This is a genomic window from Amphibacillus jilinensis Y1 (assembly GCF_000306965.1).
In the GTDB taxonomy this organism is placed as follows: Bacteria; Bacillota; Bacilli; order Bacillales; family Amphibacillaceae; genus Amphibacillus_C; species Amphibacillus_C jilinensis.
Genome location: NZ_JH976435.1, coordinates 260,716 through 277,820 on the forward strand (window position 1 = coordinate 260,716; position 17,105 = coordinate 277,820).

The window sequence follows — 17,105 nt, forward strand, 5'->3', positions numbered from 1 at the left end:
TAATGAAAGCGAGGCGATTGGATTGCTTGATAAGGCGCTAACCATCGATCAACATTGGAAAAACTGGATAGAAGATAAAGATGCATTTGCGGCCGATCGACTCGTTGAACATTATTTGTATTTAGTGGATTACCATACGAATCGAATAGCCAGTCACTTACCTAAAAATGTTCTGAAAGATGATATTCGTAGCTTGGGCTTATTTGGTTTATATGACGCTTTGCAAAAATTTGAACCCGAGCGTGATTTGAAATTTGATACGTATGCATCATTTCGAATTCGTGGTGCAATTATTGATGGACTAAGAAAAGAAGATTGGCTTCCAAGGTCAACACGAGAAAAAGCAAAAAAAATTGATCAAGCTTCACATGAATTAATTCAAAAGTTACAGAGGAATCCATCCGTTACAGAAGTAGCAGAACATCTTAATATGAAAGTTAGTGAAGTAGAAACAAGTTATAAAGATGCATGGTCTGCTCATTTACTTTCAATTGAAGAGAAAGTTGGTGAATCTTCTGAAGACCATAAAGAAGGCATTGGTTACACAATTGTTGACAAAGACCAGCTTTCACCAGAAGATAAAATTTTAAAAGATGAGAATTATGAAGAACTCGCTCAATCGATTAAACAGTTAAATCAAAATGAACAAATGGTTATTAGCCTTTTCTATCACGAAGAGCTTACTTTTACGGAAATTGGACACGTCTTGTCCCTCACGACATCAAGAATCTCTCAAATTCATAAGCAAGCGATATTTAAGTTAAAGCATGTATTATCTTGATCTAACATATTAAGTCACGAAGGAGATATGAAAATGGAGGATATAAACGATTACTTTGACCTACTTATATCTGCTGATAAGATGTCTGCAACACTTCAATTAAGGGCAGAGTACAATCCCGATGAGCTTGGAGAAAAAGTATTTAGAGAATGGTTAGCAAGTGAAAACATTAAGTTTGGCTTGGATGAAGAAGCAATAAAAAAGATTGTTAGTCAGTATGACACCTCGATCTTTCCAATTAACATTGCGAAAGGTGTTACAGCCCAACACGGTGAAGATGGCAAGATTGATTTTGTATGTGATCAAGATGACTACTTTGATTTAGATGAGAAGAGGAATTTTCGTGATGTGAAAAAGATTCCCTCACTTAAAGAAGGTGAGAAGATCGCTGTCATAACGGACCCAGTTAAGGGGCAATCAGGGCGTGATATTCTAGATAAAAAGCTACCAGCTAAGCAAGGGAAGCCTGTCAAGATGCGGGCAGGAAAGAACGTACGTTTTGATGAGCAAACCAATACATTCTTTGCCACAACAGATGGTCAATTAAGTGTAGGTGCTAATAAGATAAACGTTTTTGATACATATGAATTAAATGAAGATCTATCAATGAAAACAGGGAATGTTAATTTTATTGGCTCTGTTGTTATCCGAGGCAATGTCCCTGCAGGTTACCGTGTTGAAGCGGATGGAGACGTTCACATATATGGACTTGTAGAGGATGGCCATGTTATAGCTGGAGGCAATGTTATTATTACTGAAGGTATTGCTGGGCTGAAGAAAGGATCCATCAAAGCAGGTGGAGATGTGACCATTAGTTATATAAATCAAGCAAAAGTAGAAGCAGAAAATAATATTATTGTTCAAAATTCAATTATGCATAGTCATTGTGTGGCGAAAGATCATATCTATTGTAAATCTGGTAATATTATTGGTGGTGCTTGTTCAGCAGGAACATTAATCGAAGCTAAAGATGTTGGTAACAAAATGGACACAAAAACAGAAATAGCCATTGGTATCGATCAAGAGCAATATCAAATAGAGAGTCAATTAAATGCAGCTAAAGAAACGCTAATAAATGACATAGAAAAATTAAAGGCCTTAGGTGAGAGTTTAGAAAAGAAAGCAAAAAATGGTTTATCCTCGAAAGAGCGTATTTTACTTTTAAAGCAAAAGAACACCATGCAAGTCACGGAGAACAAGCTAAATAAAATCGAAGAGAAGATTGCATCATTGCACGTGCAAATTGGCGATGAGGAAAAAGCGAGGTTAATTGTTAAAGGTGTACTTCATCCCAATGTCGATCTGCGGTTTGGTAAGTATCAAAGGACCACCGATAAGGAGTACAAATTTACTCAAGTTTTTCTTGATGAAGGGGAAATCCAGATTTCACCTCTTTAAGTTGAAAGGAAGTGTGTGCTGTGAGTTGGAAAGGGATCGAATTACAAGTTGCATTGCCTCGAACGTCCGATGCCGGTCGAATTCAAGAGCAAATTCAGCAACGAGGCCAATTTATGCAAGATGTGATTGCACAGGCTCAGTTACAGTCAGAAGAAGTAAAACGTCGGCAAGTGAATGACCTTGAACAAAAGCAAAAATTGAAGAATGATCGGCACGATAAGAAGCAACTGAATTCAGACACAGAAGAAAATCAACCCAAAGAGGCGCAAAGCCACATCAAGATAGAGCATCCATACTTAGGGAAACGAATTGATATTAACGGTTAAGAGGGATTTAAAATGATGGAATATAGTTTATTGTTTATTAGTTTTCTTACCCACGGAATTACATTTATTATTATCCGGCAATTAAAAAATAAGCTTGATCAACCGAGTCAAATTCAAGAAAGTTTAACTAAGCAGCAGAAGGAAATGGAAGAACTTCTTGCTGTTTATTTATTAGAAATACGAGAAGAAAACGAAAAATTATTGAAGCATATCGAGAATAATAGGACGCTAACGAAGACTAAGGAAGAAGTAGATACAAGACATAGTCAACCAACACAACAGAAACCAAGCGCTGAGGCTGATAATAGTCACCCAGATAAATATCAGAACTATCAGCCACCAGTCCAACCTGAACAAGAAGAACATGTTGAACAGTCATTAGCAGCCCAAGTCCTTGCTTTACATGCTAAAGGAGAAACGACAGAAGCTATTGCTAAAAAACTAAACCGTGGAAAAACAGAGGTAGAGTTACTTGTTAAATTCCAACAAAAAAACAAGTAAAAAAACTTGCTAGAAGTGAAGCGTTATGATATATTTGTTCATGGTGTTAATTACACACGCTTATGGATGATGGAGATGGTGCTAATATAAACATATATTAGTTTCTCTGTAAAGATGAAATAAGCGGAGGGAAAAAACCAAAATAGGAGGAAGTTAAAATGGCAGTTATTTCAATGAAACAACTACTTGAAGCTGGTGTACACTTTGGTCACCAAACACGTCGTTGGAATCCAAAAATGAAAAAATACATTTTCACGGAAAGAAACGGCATCTACATTATTGATTTACAAAAAACAGTGAAAAAAGTTGATGAAGCATACAACTTTATTAAAGAAGTCGCTGAAAATGGTGGAACTGTTTTATTCGTAGGAACGAAGAAACAAGCACAAGAATCTGTTAAAGATGAGGCAATTCGTTCTGGTCAATATTTCATCAATCAGCGTTGGTTAGGTGGAACATTAACTAACTTTGGCACAATCCGTAAGCGTATCAATCGCTTAAAAGATATTGAGCGCATGGAAGAAGATGGTACATTTGATGTACTTCCTAAGAAAGAGGTTGTTGGTCTTTTGAAAGAAAAAGAACGCCTTGTTAAATTCTTAGGTGGAATTAAAGAAATGAAGAAAATTCCTGACGCTTTGTTTATTGTTGATCCTCGTAAAGAGCGCATTGCTGTAGCAGAAGCACATAAATTGAACATTCCGATTGTAGGTATTGTAGATACAAACTGTGATCCGGATGAAATCGATTATGTTATCCCTGCAAATGATGATGCGATCCGCGCGGTTAAATTATTAACAGGTAAAATGGCTGATGCTATCTTAGAAGTTAAACAAGGTGAAGAAACTGAAGAAGCAGAAGAGGTTTCAACTGAAGAGACAGTAAACGCTGAAGAGGTTGCTACTGAGCAAGAATAACAAAGGTTTACAGAGGTGATAAGAGGGGAACCTTTTATCACCTTTTTTACACGCTAGTAAATGGTGAGATTTCGAGATTGTCTTTATCAAAGACAGACAGAAAACAAACCATAGCAGAGCGAATGAATAATTAAGTTAACAAATCAATTTGATGCAAAACCAGTCATATCGATATGAAATGAAGTTAGATAACTATTAAGGAGGAATTACAAATGGCAGTAACAGCAAGTATGGTAAAAGAACTACGTGAAAAAACTGGGGCAGGAATGATGGATTGTAAAAAGGCATTACAAGAAACAAATGGTGATATGGAACAAGCTGTTGATTATCTTCGAGAAAAAGGGATTTCAAAAGCAGCTAAAAAAGCTGATCGTATCGCTGCTGAAGGTTCAGCATATACATTAACAGAGGGAAATACAGCCGTATTATTAGAAGTTAATTGTGAAACAGATTTTGTAACAAAAAATGACCAATTTAAATCATTGTTAGATGAGTTAGCTAAACATTTGCTAACTCAAAAACCAGAAACATTAGAAGAAGCTTTACAACAACCTCTTCATGGCGATGGAGAATCTGTTGAAACGTTTATCAATAATAACATTGCAAAGATTGGAGAAAAATTGTCTCTACGTCGCTTTGTTGTTATTGAAAAAACAGATGCAGATGCTTTTGGTGCTTATATCCATATGGGCGGTAATATTGGTGTGCTAACAGTTGTTGAAGGTACAACTGATGTTGCGTTCGCTAAAGATATTGCCATGCATATTGCTGCAGTCAACCCTCGTTTTGTTTCTCGAGATGCTGTTGATGCTGAAACGGTTGATAAGGAACGTGATGTTCTTAAGCAACAGGCGTTGAATGAAGGAAAGCCAGAGAACATTGTTGAAAAGATGGTAGAAGGTCGACTTGGCAAATTCTTTGAAGAAATTTGTTTGTTAGAGCAAAGTTTCGTTAAAGATCCTGATCAAAAGGTGAAAAAGCTAATTGCTGATAAAGGGGCTACAGTAAAAGATTTCACACGCTATCAAGTAGGAGAAGGTATTGAAAAGCGTGAAGAAAATTTTGCAGAAGAAGTAAGAAATCAAATGAATAAATAATCAATCTATCTATCTGTATGGAATACGACTGGTGATGCCAACGTCCCCAATACTTTCGTAGTTAGAAGTATTAAGTACAGTTAAGTTATAGGGAGCACATCGTGTTCCCTTTTCTTGAGGGTATGGAATTTAGCAAAGCAGTGGGGAACGGATCGATTAAAGTTTTTAAGTGTCGAGCATTATAAGGCTCACATCTTCATTAAAGGTCTAGCAATTTGCTTTTTTCAACATGTGTTAACGCTAAATCCTTTTAGAGAGCGTATTAGTCAGCAATGATTTGGCAAGTTAAGAATGGAATCAATTAAATAAATGTAAGAAGATATTTTTTGAATGAGTATACTTCGTTTGTTTCATAACTAAAGATAGTGTAAGATATAAGTAAATTATACATAATGGAGGTTATTATGGCGACAGCACGTTATAAAAGGATTGTGTTAAAATTAAGTGGAGAAGCTTTAAGTGGAGACCAAGGTTATGGTCTCGAACCTAATATTATCCAATCTATAGCTAAGCAAGTTAAAGAAGTAGCCGATTTAGGCGTTGAGATAGCTATTGTTGTTGGAGGAGGTAATATTTGGCGAGGTAAGGTTGGCAGCGAAATGGGCATGGATCGAGCTAACGCTGATTATATGGGTATGTTAGCCACCGTTATGAATTCGCTCGCTTTACAAGATAGTCTCGAGAATTGTGGTATTGAAACGCGAGTTCAGACATCAATTGAGATGAGACAAGTCGCTGAACCTTATATACGTCGGAAAGCCATTCGCCATCTTGAAAAAAAACGCGTTGTCATTTTTGCTGCAGGAACTGGTAACCCATATTTTTCAACAGATACTACCGCTGCGTTGCGGGCAGCAGAAGTGGATGCGGAAGTGATTCTAATGGCCAAAAATAACGTTGACGGCGTTTATAATGCTGATCCTAAATTTGACACAAGCGCCCAAAAATATGATCAACTTACTTACATGAAGATGCTTAATGATGAATTAGGTGTAATGGATTCAACTGCTTCATCATTATGTATGGATAATGATATACCTCTGTTAGTTTTTTCAGTTACTGAGAATGGAAATATTAAACGAGCCGTCTTAGGAGAAGAGATCGGTACTATGATTAGGGGGAAATAAAAAATGTCTGATTCAATTATTAAAGAGTCTAAACAAAAGATGAAACAAGCGATTCAATCTTTTTCAAAACAGTTAGCAACCGTACGTGCAGGTAGAGCCAACCCTGCGATTCTAAATAGTGTTCTCGTTGATTACTATGGTGCGGCTACACCATTGAATCAACTTGCAACGATTTCGGCACCCGAAGCCCGATTGTTATTAATTACTCCTTTTGATAAATCAGCTATTGGGGAAGTTGAAAAAGCCATTCAGAAAGCAGACCTTGGCTTAGCTCCATCCAGTGATGGGAATGTCGTTCGAATTGCTATTCCACCATTAACAGAAGAACGTCGTAAGGAACTTGTGAAAGTAGTTGGGAAATTTTCCGAGGAAGCAAAAGTGCAAGTTCGAAATGTGCGTCGTGATGCTAATGATCAACTGAAAAAGGCTGAAAAGAATGGTGACTTAACAGAGGATGATCTTCGAAGTTATCAAGATGATGTTCAAACTGAAACCGATCAATCAATAAGTGAAATTGATAGTCTTGTTAAGGACAAAGAAGCAGAAATTATGGAAGTTTGATTCATTTAGCAAAGTGAGGTGTAGCAAAAGCTCGATCTTTTGCTACACCTTTTTTCTATTAGTAAAGTTTCTTAGTGAATCTGAAGTGATTACATGGTAAACTGTAAAAAGGCAAGTAAACAATAGCCTAATTTCAAATTGAGTAAGTTAGTGTTAATAATGGGGGATATAAAATGGCATTCATTAGATGGCCTTTTAAAAATAGAAATAAAATGATCTATCAGTCAAATGATGAGATTACAATCATGCCTAAACATGTAGCGATTATTATGGATGGGAATGGACGCTGGGCGAATGAACGTGGATTACCACGATTTTCCGGGCATAAAGAGGGGATGGACAATATCAAGCGTATTGTCAAAGTCGCCAATAGCTACCGAATTCAAGTGCTTACTTTATATGCTTTCTCGACAGAAAACTGGAAACGACCGAAACAAGAAGTAGATTACATAATGAAATTACCAAAAGAGTTTTTAAATGTATATTTACCGGAACTGATTGAGGAGAATGTGAGAATTCAGACAATAGGAGATTTTGAAGCATTGCCTCATCATACCAAGAAGGCCGTTCAGCATGCCATTGATCAAACAAAAGATAATACAGGGTTAATTTTAAATATTGCATTGAACTATGGAAGTCGTTCTGAAATGGTCAAAGCTATCCAGTCGATTGCATCAGATGTTAAGAATGAGTATTTGGATATTAAAGATATTAATGAAGATATCATGAACAGTCGTTTGTTTACCGCTAACTTGCCTGAGCCAGACCTTTTAATTCGTACAAGTGGCGAAATAAGGTTAAGTAACTTTTTATTGTGGCAACTTGCTTATACAGAATTTTGGTTTACTGAAGCTTACTGGCCTTCATTCACCGAGAAAGAATTTGAAGCTGCACTCATGGCTTACCAGCAAAGAAAAAGAAGGTACGGTGGTCTTTAAACATAAAAAAGGTGTGAAAGTAATGATAACAAGAATAATTACAGCTGTAATTGCAATTTTGGTGTTTTTCCCGTTCGTTATTATAGGTGGCTGGCCCTTCTATTTAATAATGTTTCTGATTAGTACAATGGGGCTCTATGAGTTATTAAAGATGCGTCAAATGACAAAATATCCTATTCCTATGACTTTTACAATGATATTACTATGGTCATTGATTTTGCCAGATATAGATTGGCCCGTATTTAATTGGCTTTTTACGCATCAACTTGAAGTGTTATTAATTATTGCGTTACTTTTATTAAGCTATACGGTTTTAGTAAAGAATAAATTTACTTTTGAAGATGCAGGATTTATGTTACTGTCAGCGGTATATATTGGATTAGGATTCTATTATTTTGTTGAAAGTCAGGCAAGTGGTTTGCATTATATCTTTTATGCAATAGTCGTTATTTTAGCTACAGATACAGGGGCCTATTTCTCAGGGAGATTATTCGGAAAACAGAAGTTATGGCCAGAAATTAGCCCAAATAAAACAATTGAAGGTGCAATTGGAGGGACGATTATTGCAATGTGTTCTGGTGTGATTTTCCATATTATTGTACCTGTTCATGACTCCATATGGGTGGTTGTGATCGTCTCTTTATTTGCGAGTTTAATGGGGCAAATTGGTGATTTAGTTGAATCTGCTTTTAAGCGATACTACAATGTTAAAGACTCCGGTCGTATTTTACCTGGACATGGTGGTATATTAGATCGATTTGATAGTTGGTTATTTGTGTTTCCATTCTTGCATTTTATTCAATTTGTTTCATAAAGTAGAGGAGTGAGCCATTGAAGAACATTACTTTATTAGGAGCAACTGGGTCTATCGGGGTTCAAACCTTAGAAGTGATACAAGCCCATCCTGAACAATTTTCAATTTACGCATTAGCTTTTGGAAAGCAGATTGATATAGCTATTCCACTAATTAAAACGTTTCAACCTAAAAAAGTAGTCGTACAAGATGTTGAAACAAGAAATGAATTAAAAACGTACTTACCACAGCTGGATATTCTAGTAGGGGTTGAAGGTGCAATTGAGGTTAGCACAGATCAAGCGGTTGATGTAGTAGTCAATGCGGTAATGGGAAGTATTGGTTTAGCCCCTACGTTACAAGCAATTGAAGCGAACAAAACGATTGCTATAGCGAATAAAGAAACGTTGGTAACAGCTGGCCATTTGGTGACCGCACGAGCAAAACGGAAAAACGTTCGTTTATTACCTATTGATAGTGAACATTCCGCTATCTTTCAATGTTTACAAGGTGAAAGCGAGAAGACAATTAATCGTCTGGTTATTACTGCATCTGGTGGCAGTTTTCGAGATTATACACGGGACCAATTGAAAGATGTGACTGTTAAAGATGCATTAAAACACCCTAATTGGTCAATGGGAGCAAAGATTACGATTGATTCTGCCTCGATGATGAATAAAGGATTAGAGGTTATTGAAGCATACTGGCTATTTGGAATTGAATATGATAAAATTGACGTTATTTTACATAAAGAAAGTGTTATACATTCAATGGTTGAATTTGCTGATCGGAGTGTCATTGCACAATTAGGCTTAGCGGACATGAGAATTCCAATCCAATATGCACTAACCTACCCAAATCGGCTAAGATTAGATGATACAGAACAACTTGATCTTGCTTCCATTAGCCAATTGAATTTTCAGAATATGGATTTCAATCGTTTCCCATGTTTGAAAATGGCTTATCAAGCCGGGAAAATAGGGGGATCAACCCCAACTGTATTAAATGCAGCTAATGAACAAGCCGTTTCCTTATTTTTGGATGAGCAGATTTCTTTTCTAGATATTGAAAGGTTAATTGAAAAAATGCTTGATCAACACCAGAATATCGCTAACCCTAATTTAGCTACCATCCAAGCAATTGATTTGGAAACAAGAAGAAAGGTTCTTGAACAACTAAAAAGGTAGAATAAAGGAGAGACGTTCGATTGAACACGATCATAGCTTTTATACTAATGTTTGGTTTATTAGTATTTGTTCATGAATTTGGTCATTTTGTTTTTGCGAAAAAAGCAGGTATGCTCGTTCGAGAATTCGCAATTGGTTTTGGACCAAAGATATTTTCAATTAAAAAATCAGAGACATTATATACGGTGCGTATTCTACCGATGGGTGGGTATGTACGTGTAGCTGGAGAAGATCCAGAAATTGTTGAGTTAAAACCAGGACAACATATTGGTCTCACTTACAATGCTGAGCAAAAAGTTAACAAAATCATTGTTAATAATAAAGACAAACATCCTACTGCCCAAGTCATTGAAGTGGAAAGTGCGGACCTTGTCCATGATTTAACGATTAAAGGTAGATTAGCTGGTGAAGAAACACTTCAGACATTTTATGTGGCCGAAGATGCGGACTACTTAATGAATGAGGTAGAAACCCAAATTGCACCTTATAATCGCCAATTTGCTTCAAAAACAAAACGTCAACGAGCGATGCAATTGTTTGCAGGCCCATTGATGAACTTCATATTAACAGTTGTTTTATTTTTAATTTTAGGTGCTATGCAAGGAGTTCCTGTTACTGAGGCAAGACTTGGAGAGATTCAGCCCAATAGTCCGGCTGAAGAAGCTGGCTTACAGCCTGGAGATCACGTTGTTTCAATTAATGATACGTCAATAGCCGAATGGATTGAATTTCAAACCTATGTTAGTGAGCGCCCAGAACAGCAACTATCAATGATTATTAATCGGGATGGTGAAGAAATTGAGCTCGCTGTGGTACCGAGAGCGGAACAAATGGGTGATCGTGAAGTAGGACGTATTGGTGTGATGCAGTATGTGGAAAAATCTTTTGCACGAGCGATTCCGTTTAGCATTCAAGAAACTTACGAATGGTCTAAACTTATTTTAGTTAATTTAGGGATGTTGGTCACTGGCCAATTTTCAGTTGATATGCTATCTGGACCAGTAGGGATCTATGATGCAACAGACCAAATTGTTCAAACAGGTATATGGAATTTTATACAATGGACAGCGGCTTTAAGCGTTAATTTAGGTATTATTAACTTGTTGCCGTTACCAGCACTTGACGGTGGACGCCTTATGTTCGTAGGCATAGAAGCTATTCGAGGTAAACCGATTTCGCCAGAAAAAGAAGGTTTGGTTCATTTTGTTGGCTTTGCTTTACTTATGTTATTAATGATTATCGTGACTTGGAATGATATTCAACGCTTGTTTTTATAAATAGATCAAAGGATAGAAAAGGTGGATTGTACGATGAGACAAAGTAAAACATTAATTCCAACTTTAAAAGAAGTACCTGCAGATGCCGATGTTGCTAGTCATCAGTGGTTATTAAGAGCGGGTTTTATCCGCCAGAATTTTTCTGGTGTTTATAGTTTTCTGCCTTTAGGAAAACGTGTGCTTGACAAAATAGAAACGATTGTACGTCATGAAATGGATCGCATTGGAGCTAACGAAATGTTGATGCCAGTGATTCAGTCAGCAGACCTTTGGCGCGAATCAGGCAGATGGGACAAAATGGGCGCTGAGCTGATGCGATTAAATGACCGTCATAATCGTGAATTTGTCTTAGGTCCCACTCATGAGGAAGTTGTTACGAGCATTATTCGAGATGAGGTAAAAAGTTATAAAAAATTACCTTTAACCGTATATCAAATTCAAAATAAATTCAGAGATGAACGAAGACCACGGTTTGGATTGTTAAGAGGACGAGAGTTTATTATGAAGGATGCTTATTCCTTTCATACCAGTGATACAAGTCTAGACCAAAGTTATCAGGAGATGTATCAAACATACAGTCGTATCTTCAAGCGATTAGGACTAAATTTTCGTGCAGTCATTGCTGATTCTGGAGCAATGGGTGGTAAAGATACGCATGAATTTATGGCACTTTCTAAAGTGGGCGAGGATACCATTGCATTTTCAACGGAATCTGATTATGCTGCTAATATTGAAATGGCTGAAGTCATCGACCATTATACGCCGGCTGTAGCAGATACAAAACCCTATACGAAAATAGAAACACCAAATCAAAGAACAATGCAGGAAGTTGCAGATTTCCTAGGTCATAAACTAGAAGAAGGTTTTAAATCGTTATTATTTAAAGTTGATGATGGTTACGTATTAGCTGTAACACGAGGGGACCATGAAGTTAATGAAATCAAACTTAAACATTACCTTAAAGCAGACAACGTTGAACTTGCAACAGAAGAGCAGACGGCTCACGTAATGGGAGCTAGCTTCGGATCACTTGGCCCGATTGATGTCTCAACTGATATTCGAGTTATTTGTGATTATGCGATACGTTCTGTTGCATCAGCAAGTTGCGGTGCAAATGAAGAAGGTATGCATTATGTTAATGTTAACCCTACGCGTGACTTGAAAAATGTTGAATACACAGATTTAAGATTTATTAAAGAGGGTGACCCATCTCCAGACGGTAAAGGAACAATTGAATTTGCAGAAGGTATAGAGATTGGTCAAGTTTTTAAATTAGGTACATTTTATGCTGATCAATTAGGTGCAACATATTTAAATGAACAGGGGAAAGCGGCGACGGTGATGATGGGCTGTTATGGCATTGGTATTTCTCGTACAATGGCTGCTATCGTAGAACAATATCATGATGATAAAGGTATTGTTTGGCCAAGCTCAGTCGCTCCATTTCAAGTACATCTGCTTGTGCTAAATAGCAAAAAGCCTGAGCAAAGTCAGTTAGGTGATATGCTTTACAACAAATTGTTGGATGCGGGATTTGAAGTCCTTTACGATGATCGAAATGAACGAGCGGGTGTGAAGTTTGCCGATAGTGACTTAATTGGCATCCCTCATCGAATAACGGTTGGAAAGCAAGCGGCTGACGGTATTGTTGAATGTAAAGTACGCCATTCTGGTGAACAATCTGAATGTCATGAAACAGAGGTAGTCGATTATTTAAACAGAGCATTACATTAACAATTAACCCTTGTCTATGAAAAAAACGGACAAGGGTTTTCCAACTTTATTACTGATACTGAATCTGGAGGTTAAGAAATGAGCTTATCCAGTCATGAAAAAATGAATCTTCTACTAGAGCAAATAAATATAAATGAACAGGACCAAGCAACGTATTTTGCCAATGCACAATTATTGAAATTAGAGGTATTTAAAAAAGAACGAAGCTGGCTCTTTCACTTTAATATTGAAAAAGTCTTACCGACTCAAATCTATCGTTTGTTACGCTTGAAATTACAAGAGACGTTTCAGTCGATAGCTGAGGTTGACATGATTATCACTTGTGATGATCAATCGATAACCAATGAACAAATGTCTGGTTACTTTAGAGACTTTATTGAGACAGCTCAAGACCTGTCACCAGCGTATGCTGATTTACTAAAGGCACAGCAACCTGTTATACAAGAACAAAAGCTAGTCATAAAAACACGAAATGAAACGGAAGCAACGGTGATAGAAAATCGACTGAATACAAGCTATCGTGCTTATTGCCAACGTGTCGGTATACCAATTTGGATCATCGATACAATCGCAGATCAGACCAAAGAGGATTTAGCTAAATTTAAAGAACAAAAAGCGTTAGAAGATAAATTACTTGTTAAGAAAGCAATGGAAGATAAAGAAAAAAGAACAGATAAAAAGGAACAACAGGCTTCGGATCAGCCATTGATGATTGGTTACCCAATCAAAGAATCACCATTACAAATGAAAGACATTGTAGAAGAAGAAAGACGTGTCATCTTGCAAGGCTACATTTTTGATGTGGAAGTTCGAGAGTTAAGGTCAGGTCGTCATCTTCTCATTGCCAAAGCAACAGATTATACGGACTCCTTTTCATTAAAAATGTTTTCAAAGGGAGATCAAGACCAAGAAAAGTTTAAATCAGTTAAACAGGGCATGTGGGTTAAAGTAAGAGGGAGCATCCAAACAGATACTTATACAAATGAGCTAACGATGATGCTCAACGATTTGAATGAGATAAAGCCGAAAGTAAAGCAAGATTTAGCTGATGATGATCAAAAACGTATTGAATTACATGCACATACAACCATGAGTCAAATGGATGCTGTTGTTTCTGTTTCAAAACTAGTTGAGCAAGCTGCTAATTGGGGGCATCAAGCAATTGCTATAACAGATCATGCAGTTGCACAGGCATACCCTGAAGCGCATGCGGCAAGTCAAAAGCATGGTATTAAGATGATATACGGTGTAGAAATTAACTTAGTCGATGATGGCGTGCCAATCGCATATAATGAAGTCGACCTTGAGTTAGATGAAGCCACCTACGTTGTGTTTGACGTGGAAACAACGGGTTTATCTGCAGTGTATGATACAATTATTGAATTGGCAGCTGTTAAGTTCAAAAATGGAGAAATAATTGATAAGTTTGAGCGCTTTGCTAATCCACATAAGCCGTTATCTCAAACGATCATTGATTTAACAGGTATTACCGATGATATGCTTAAAGATGCCCCAGAGGTTGAAGATGTATTAAGCGCGTTTCGTGAATGGATCGGTGATGATATTTTAGTTGCTCATAATGCAAGTTTTGATATGGGTTTTATTAATCAGGGATTTGAGCAACATGGTCTGCCCAAAGCGCTTAATCCAGTCATTGACACGTTAGAGTTAGGTCGATTTATTTTACCACAATTAAAGAGCCATCGACTCAATATACTATGTAAGCATTACGGGATTGAACTGACACAGCACCATAGAGCGATTTATGATACAGAGGCAACAGCCTATTTATTATGGAAATTAGTTAAAGCCGCAGAAGAAAAAGACATTACCAACCACAATCAATTTAATCTGCATATGGGGGAAGGGAATGCTTATCAACGTGCTCGGCCATACCATGCAACATTATTGGCTAAAAATGAGATCGGGTTAAAAAATATATTTAAGCTTATTTCAATGGCCCATATTGATTACTTCTATCGCGTGCCGCGCGTACCTAGATCGAAATTAACGGCCCATCGTGAAGGGATTCTAATAGGGACAGCTTGTGAAAAAGGTGAAGTCTTTGAAACGATGATGCAGAAATCAGCAGAAGAAGCGGAAAAGGTAGCCAGATTTTATGATTATATTGAAGTTCAACCACCAGAAAATTATTATCCGTTAATTGAACGAGAATTGGTTCAAAATGAAGCACAGATATACGATATTATCCGTAACATTGTTAATTTAGCTGATCAACTAAATAAACGATGTGTAGCAACTGGAAATGTCCATTACTTAGAGAAACAAGACAAGGTTTATCGTAAAATTCTAATTAAGTCACAAAATGGTAACCCACTAAGTAGGCAGAAATTACCGGATGTTCCTTTTAGAACGACAGATGAAATGTTAAGTTGCTTTGAATTTCTTGGTGAAGACAAAGCAAAGGAAATTGTCGTTGACAATACACAAAACCTAGCTAATGAGATTGAACAAATAAGCCCTATAAAAGAAGAGTTATATACACCGAATATTGAGGGTGCTGACAAAGAAATTAGAGAAATGAGTTATGCATTTGCGCACAATTTGTATGGGGAAAAATTACCTGATCTTGTTGTAGAAAGAATGGAAAAGGAACTAAAAAGTATTATTGGTCATGGCTTTGCGGTTATCTATTTAATCTCTCAAAAACTAGTAAAGAAATCATTAGATGACGGCTATCTTGTAGGGTCGCGCGGGTCAGTAGGTTCTTCATTAATTGCAACCTTTACTGAAATTACCGAAGTCAACCCGTTACCGCCACATTATGTCTGTCCAAAGTGTAAACATCATCAATTTTTCACTGATGGAAAATATGGGAGTGGTTACGATCTTCCTGACCAAAATTGCCCGGAATGCGGAACGGAATATAATAAAGAAGGGCAGGATATTCCGTTTGAAACCTTTTTAGGGTTTAAAGGGGATAAAGTACCAGATATTGATCTCAATTTTTCAGGTGCATATCAACCCGTTGCCCATAATTATACGAAGGTTCTATTTGGTGAAGACAAAGTTTACCGAGCTGGAACAATCGGTACAGTTGCCGAAAAGACTGCTTATGGTTACGTTAAAGGCTATGCCAGTGATCGTGATCTGCATATTAAGAATGCAGAAGTTGATCGATTAGTTAAAGGTTGTACAGGTGTAAAAAGAACAACAGGGCAACATCCAGGCGGTATTATTGTTGTTCCTGACGACATGGATATATACGATTTTACCCCGATCCAATATCCAGCTGATGACCGTAACGCTGAGTGGTTAACGACACACTTTGATTTTCATTCTATACATGATAATTTATTGAAGCTTGATATACTAGGACATGATGATCCGACGATGATTAGGATGCTTCAAGATTTAAGCGGTATTGATCCAATGACCATCCCAACTGATGATGATGAAGTAATGAAAATCTTCTCATCTCCTGAAGTATTGGGCGTGTCAGCTGAACAAATCATGTGTGAAACAGGTACATTAGGGGTTCCAGAGTTCGGAACACGATTTGTGCGACAAATGTTAGAAGATACAAACCCTAAAACTTTTGCAGAACTTGTTATTATTTCTGGGTTGTCGCATGGAACGGATGTGTGGTTAGGTAATGCACAGGAATTGATTAATCAAGGCATTTGCAAGCTTCCTGATGTTATTGGCTGTCGTGATGATATTATGGTTTACCTCATGCATAGGGGACTAGATGCATCTTTAGCATTTAAAATTATGGAATCTGTGCGTAAAGGTAAAGGGTTAACCGACGAGTGGATCGTTGAAATGAAAAAGCATGATGTACCAGACTGGTATATTGATTCATGTAAAAAAATAAAATACATGTTTCCTAAAGCACATGCGTCAGCTTATGTTCTAATGGCGATTAGAATTGCTTATTTTAAAGTCCATCATCCCATTCTTTTCTACGCTGCATACTTTACTGTGCGTGCCAGTGATTTTGAATTAGACACAATGGTGAAAGGGTCTGAAGCGATTCGAACACGAATTGAGGAAATTTACAAAAAAGGAAACGATGCTGCACCTAAAGAAAAAAGTTTAGTTGTTGTACTAGAACTGGCATTAGAGATGAATGAGCGTGGCTTTAAATTTGGTAAAGTTGATTTATATAAATCAAGTGCAACAGATTTCCTTGTGGAAGGGGACCATTTAATACCACCATTTAATGCCATTGATGGCCTTGGCACTAATGCGGCATTAAATATTGTTAAAGCTAGAGAACAAGGAGAATTTTTGTCTAAAGAAGATTTACGTGAACGCAGTCGTATTTCAAAAACAGTGATTGAGTATTTAGAGAATCATGGATCCTTAAACGGCATGGAAGAAAAAAATCAATTATCATTGTTTTAGTAAAGAAACCCTTTTGATTTACTTGCTTTATATACCAATATATGATATATTTTATATGGATTTAAATGAGCGTGCTACAAGAAAGAGTGGGGAAACC

General features: G+C 37.0%; 14 protein-coding genes. All 14 read left to right on the forward strand.

Annotated elements, in window-relative coordinates; genetic code table 11:
* Positions 1 to 22: 22 nt before the first annotated feature.
* Entirely contained in the window at positions 23 to 781 is a 759-nt protein-coding gene (locus tag B494_RS0108195; RefSeq protein WP_017471908.1) for a FliA/WhiG family RNA polymerase sigma factor, read from the forward strand.
* Positions 782 to 814: 33 nt separating this feature from the next.
* Entirely contained in the window at positions 815 to 2,179 is a 1,365-nt protein-coding gene (locus B494_RS0108200; protein WP_017471909.1) for a DUF342 domain-containing protein, read from the forward strand.
* A 20-nt stretch (positions 2,180 to 2,199) separates the two neighbouring features.
* Positions 2,200 to 2,505: a hypothetical protein gene (locus B494_RS0108205; RefSeq protein WP_017471910.1), complete on the forward strand. Its 306-nt coding sequence runs from the start codon at positions 2,200 to 2,202 to the stop codon at positions 2,503 to 2,505.
* Between the two features lie 12 nt (positions 2,506 to 2,517).
* The gene (locus tag B494_RS0108210; RefSeq protein ID WP_017471911.1) at positions 2,518 to 3,006 is read left to right on the forward strand and encodes a DUF6115 domain-containing protein; all 489 of its coding nucleotides are present in this window, start codon (positions 2,518 to 2,520) and stop codon (positions 3,004 to 3,006) included.
* Between the two features lie 158 nt (positions 3,007 to 3,164).
* Positions 3,165 to 3,923 (forward strand): 30S ribosomal protein S2, encoded by a 759-nt coding sequence (rpsB, locus tag B494_RS0108215; protein WP_017471912.1) that lies wholly within the window; start codon positions 3,165 to 3,167, stop codon positions 3,921 to 3,923.
* 212 nt (positions 3,924 to 4,135) lie between these two features.
* Entirely contained in the window at positions 4,136 to 5,020 is an 885-nt protein-coding gene (gene tsf, locus B494_RS0108220) for a translation elongation factor Ts (protein WP_017471913.1), read from the forward strand.
* A gap of 404 nt (positions 5,021 to 5,424) precedes the next feature.
* Positions 5,425 to 6,147, forward strand: coding sequence for a UMP kinase (gene pyrH / locus B494_RS0108225; RefSeq protein WP_017471914.1), 723 nt, complete (start codon positions 5,425 to 5,427; stop codon positions 6,145 to 6,147).
* A gap of 3 nt (positions 6,148 to 6,150) precedes the next feature.
* Positions 6,151 to 6,708 (forward strand): ribosome recycling factor, encoded by a 558-nt coding sequence (gene frr, locus B494_RS0108230; protein WP_017471915.1) that lies wholly within the window; start codon positions 6,151 to 6,153, stop codon positions 6,706 to 6,708.
* A gap of 173 nt (positions 6,709 to 6,881) precedes the next feature.
* Positions 6,882 to 7,646 carry an isoprenyl transferase gene (locus B494_RS0108235; protein ID WP_017471916.1) on the forward strand — a complete coding sequence of 255 codons (765 nt, stop codon included), beginning with the start codon at positions 6,882 to 6,884 and terminating at the stop codon, positions 7,644 to 7,646.
* 22 nt (positions 7,647 to 7,668) lie between these two features.
* The gene (locus tag B494_RS0108240; protein WP_026065193.1) at positions 7,669 to 8,460 is read left to right on the forward strand and encodes a phosphatidate cytidylyltransferase; all 792 of its coding nucleotides are present in this window, start codon (positions 7,669 to 7,671) and stop codon (positions 8,458 to 8,460) included.
* Between the two features lie 17 nt (positions 8,461 to 8,477).
* Entirely contained in the window at positions 8,478 to 9,626 is a 1,149-nt protein-coding gene (gene dxr / locus B494_RS0108245) for a 1-deoxy-D-xylulose-5-phosphate reductoisomerase (RefSeq protein WP_017471918.1), read from the forward strand.
* 20 nt (positions 9,627 to 9,646) lie between these two features.
* Positions 9,647 to 10,903 (forward strand): RIP metalloprotease RseP, encoded by a 1,257-nt coding sequence (gene rseP / locus B494_RS0108250; RefSeq protein WP_017471919.1) that lies wholly within the window; start codon positions 9,647 to 9,649, stop codon positions 10,901 to 10,903.
* Positions 10,904 to 10,936: 33 nt separating this feature from the next.
* The gene (locus tag B494_RS0108255) at positions 10,937 to 12,637 is read left to right on the forward strand and encodes a proline--tRNA ligase (RefSeq protein WP_017471920.1); all 1,701 of its coding nucleotides are present in this window, start codon (positions 10,937 to 10,939) and stop codon (positions 12,635 to 12,637) included.
* Between the two features lie 78 nt (positions 12,638 to 12,715).
* Positions 12,716 to 17,008, forward strand: a complete 4,293-nt coding sequence (locus B494_RS0108260) for a PolC-type DNA polymerase III (protein WP_017471921.1) — start codon at positions 12,716 to 12,718, stop codon at positions 17,006 to 17,008.
* Positions 17,009 to 17,105 lie beyond the last annotated feature (97 nt).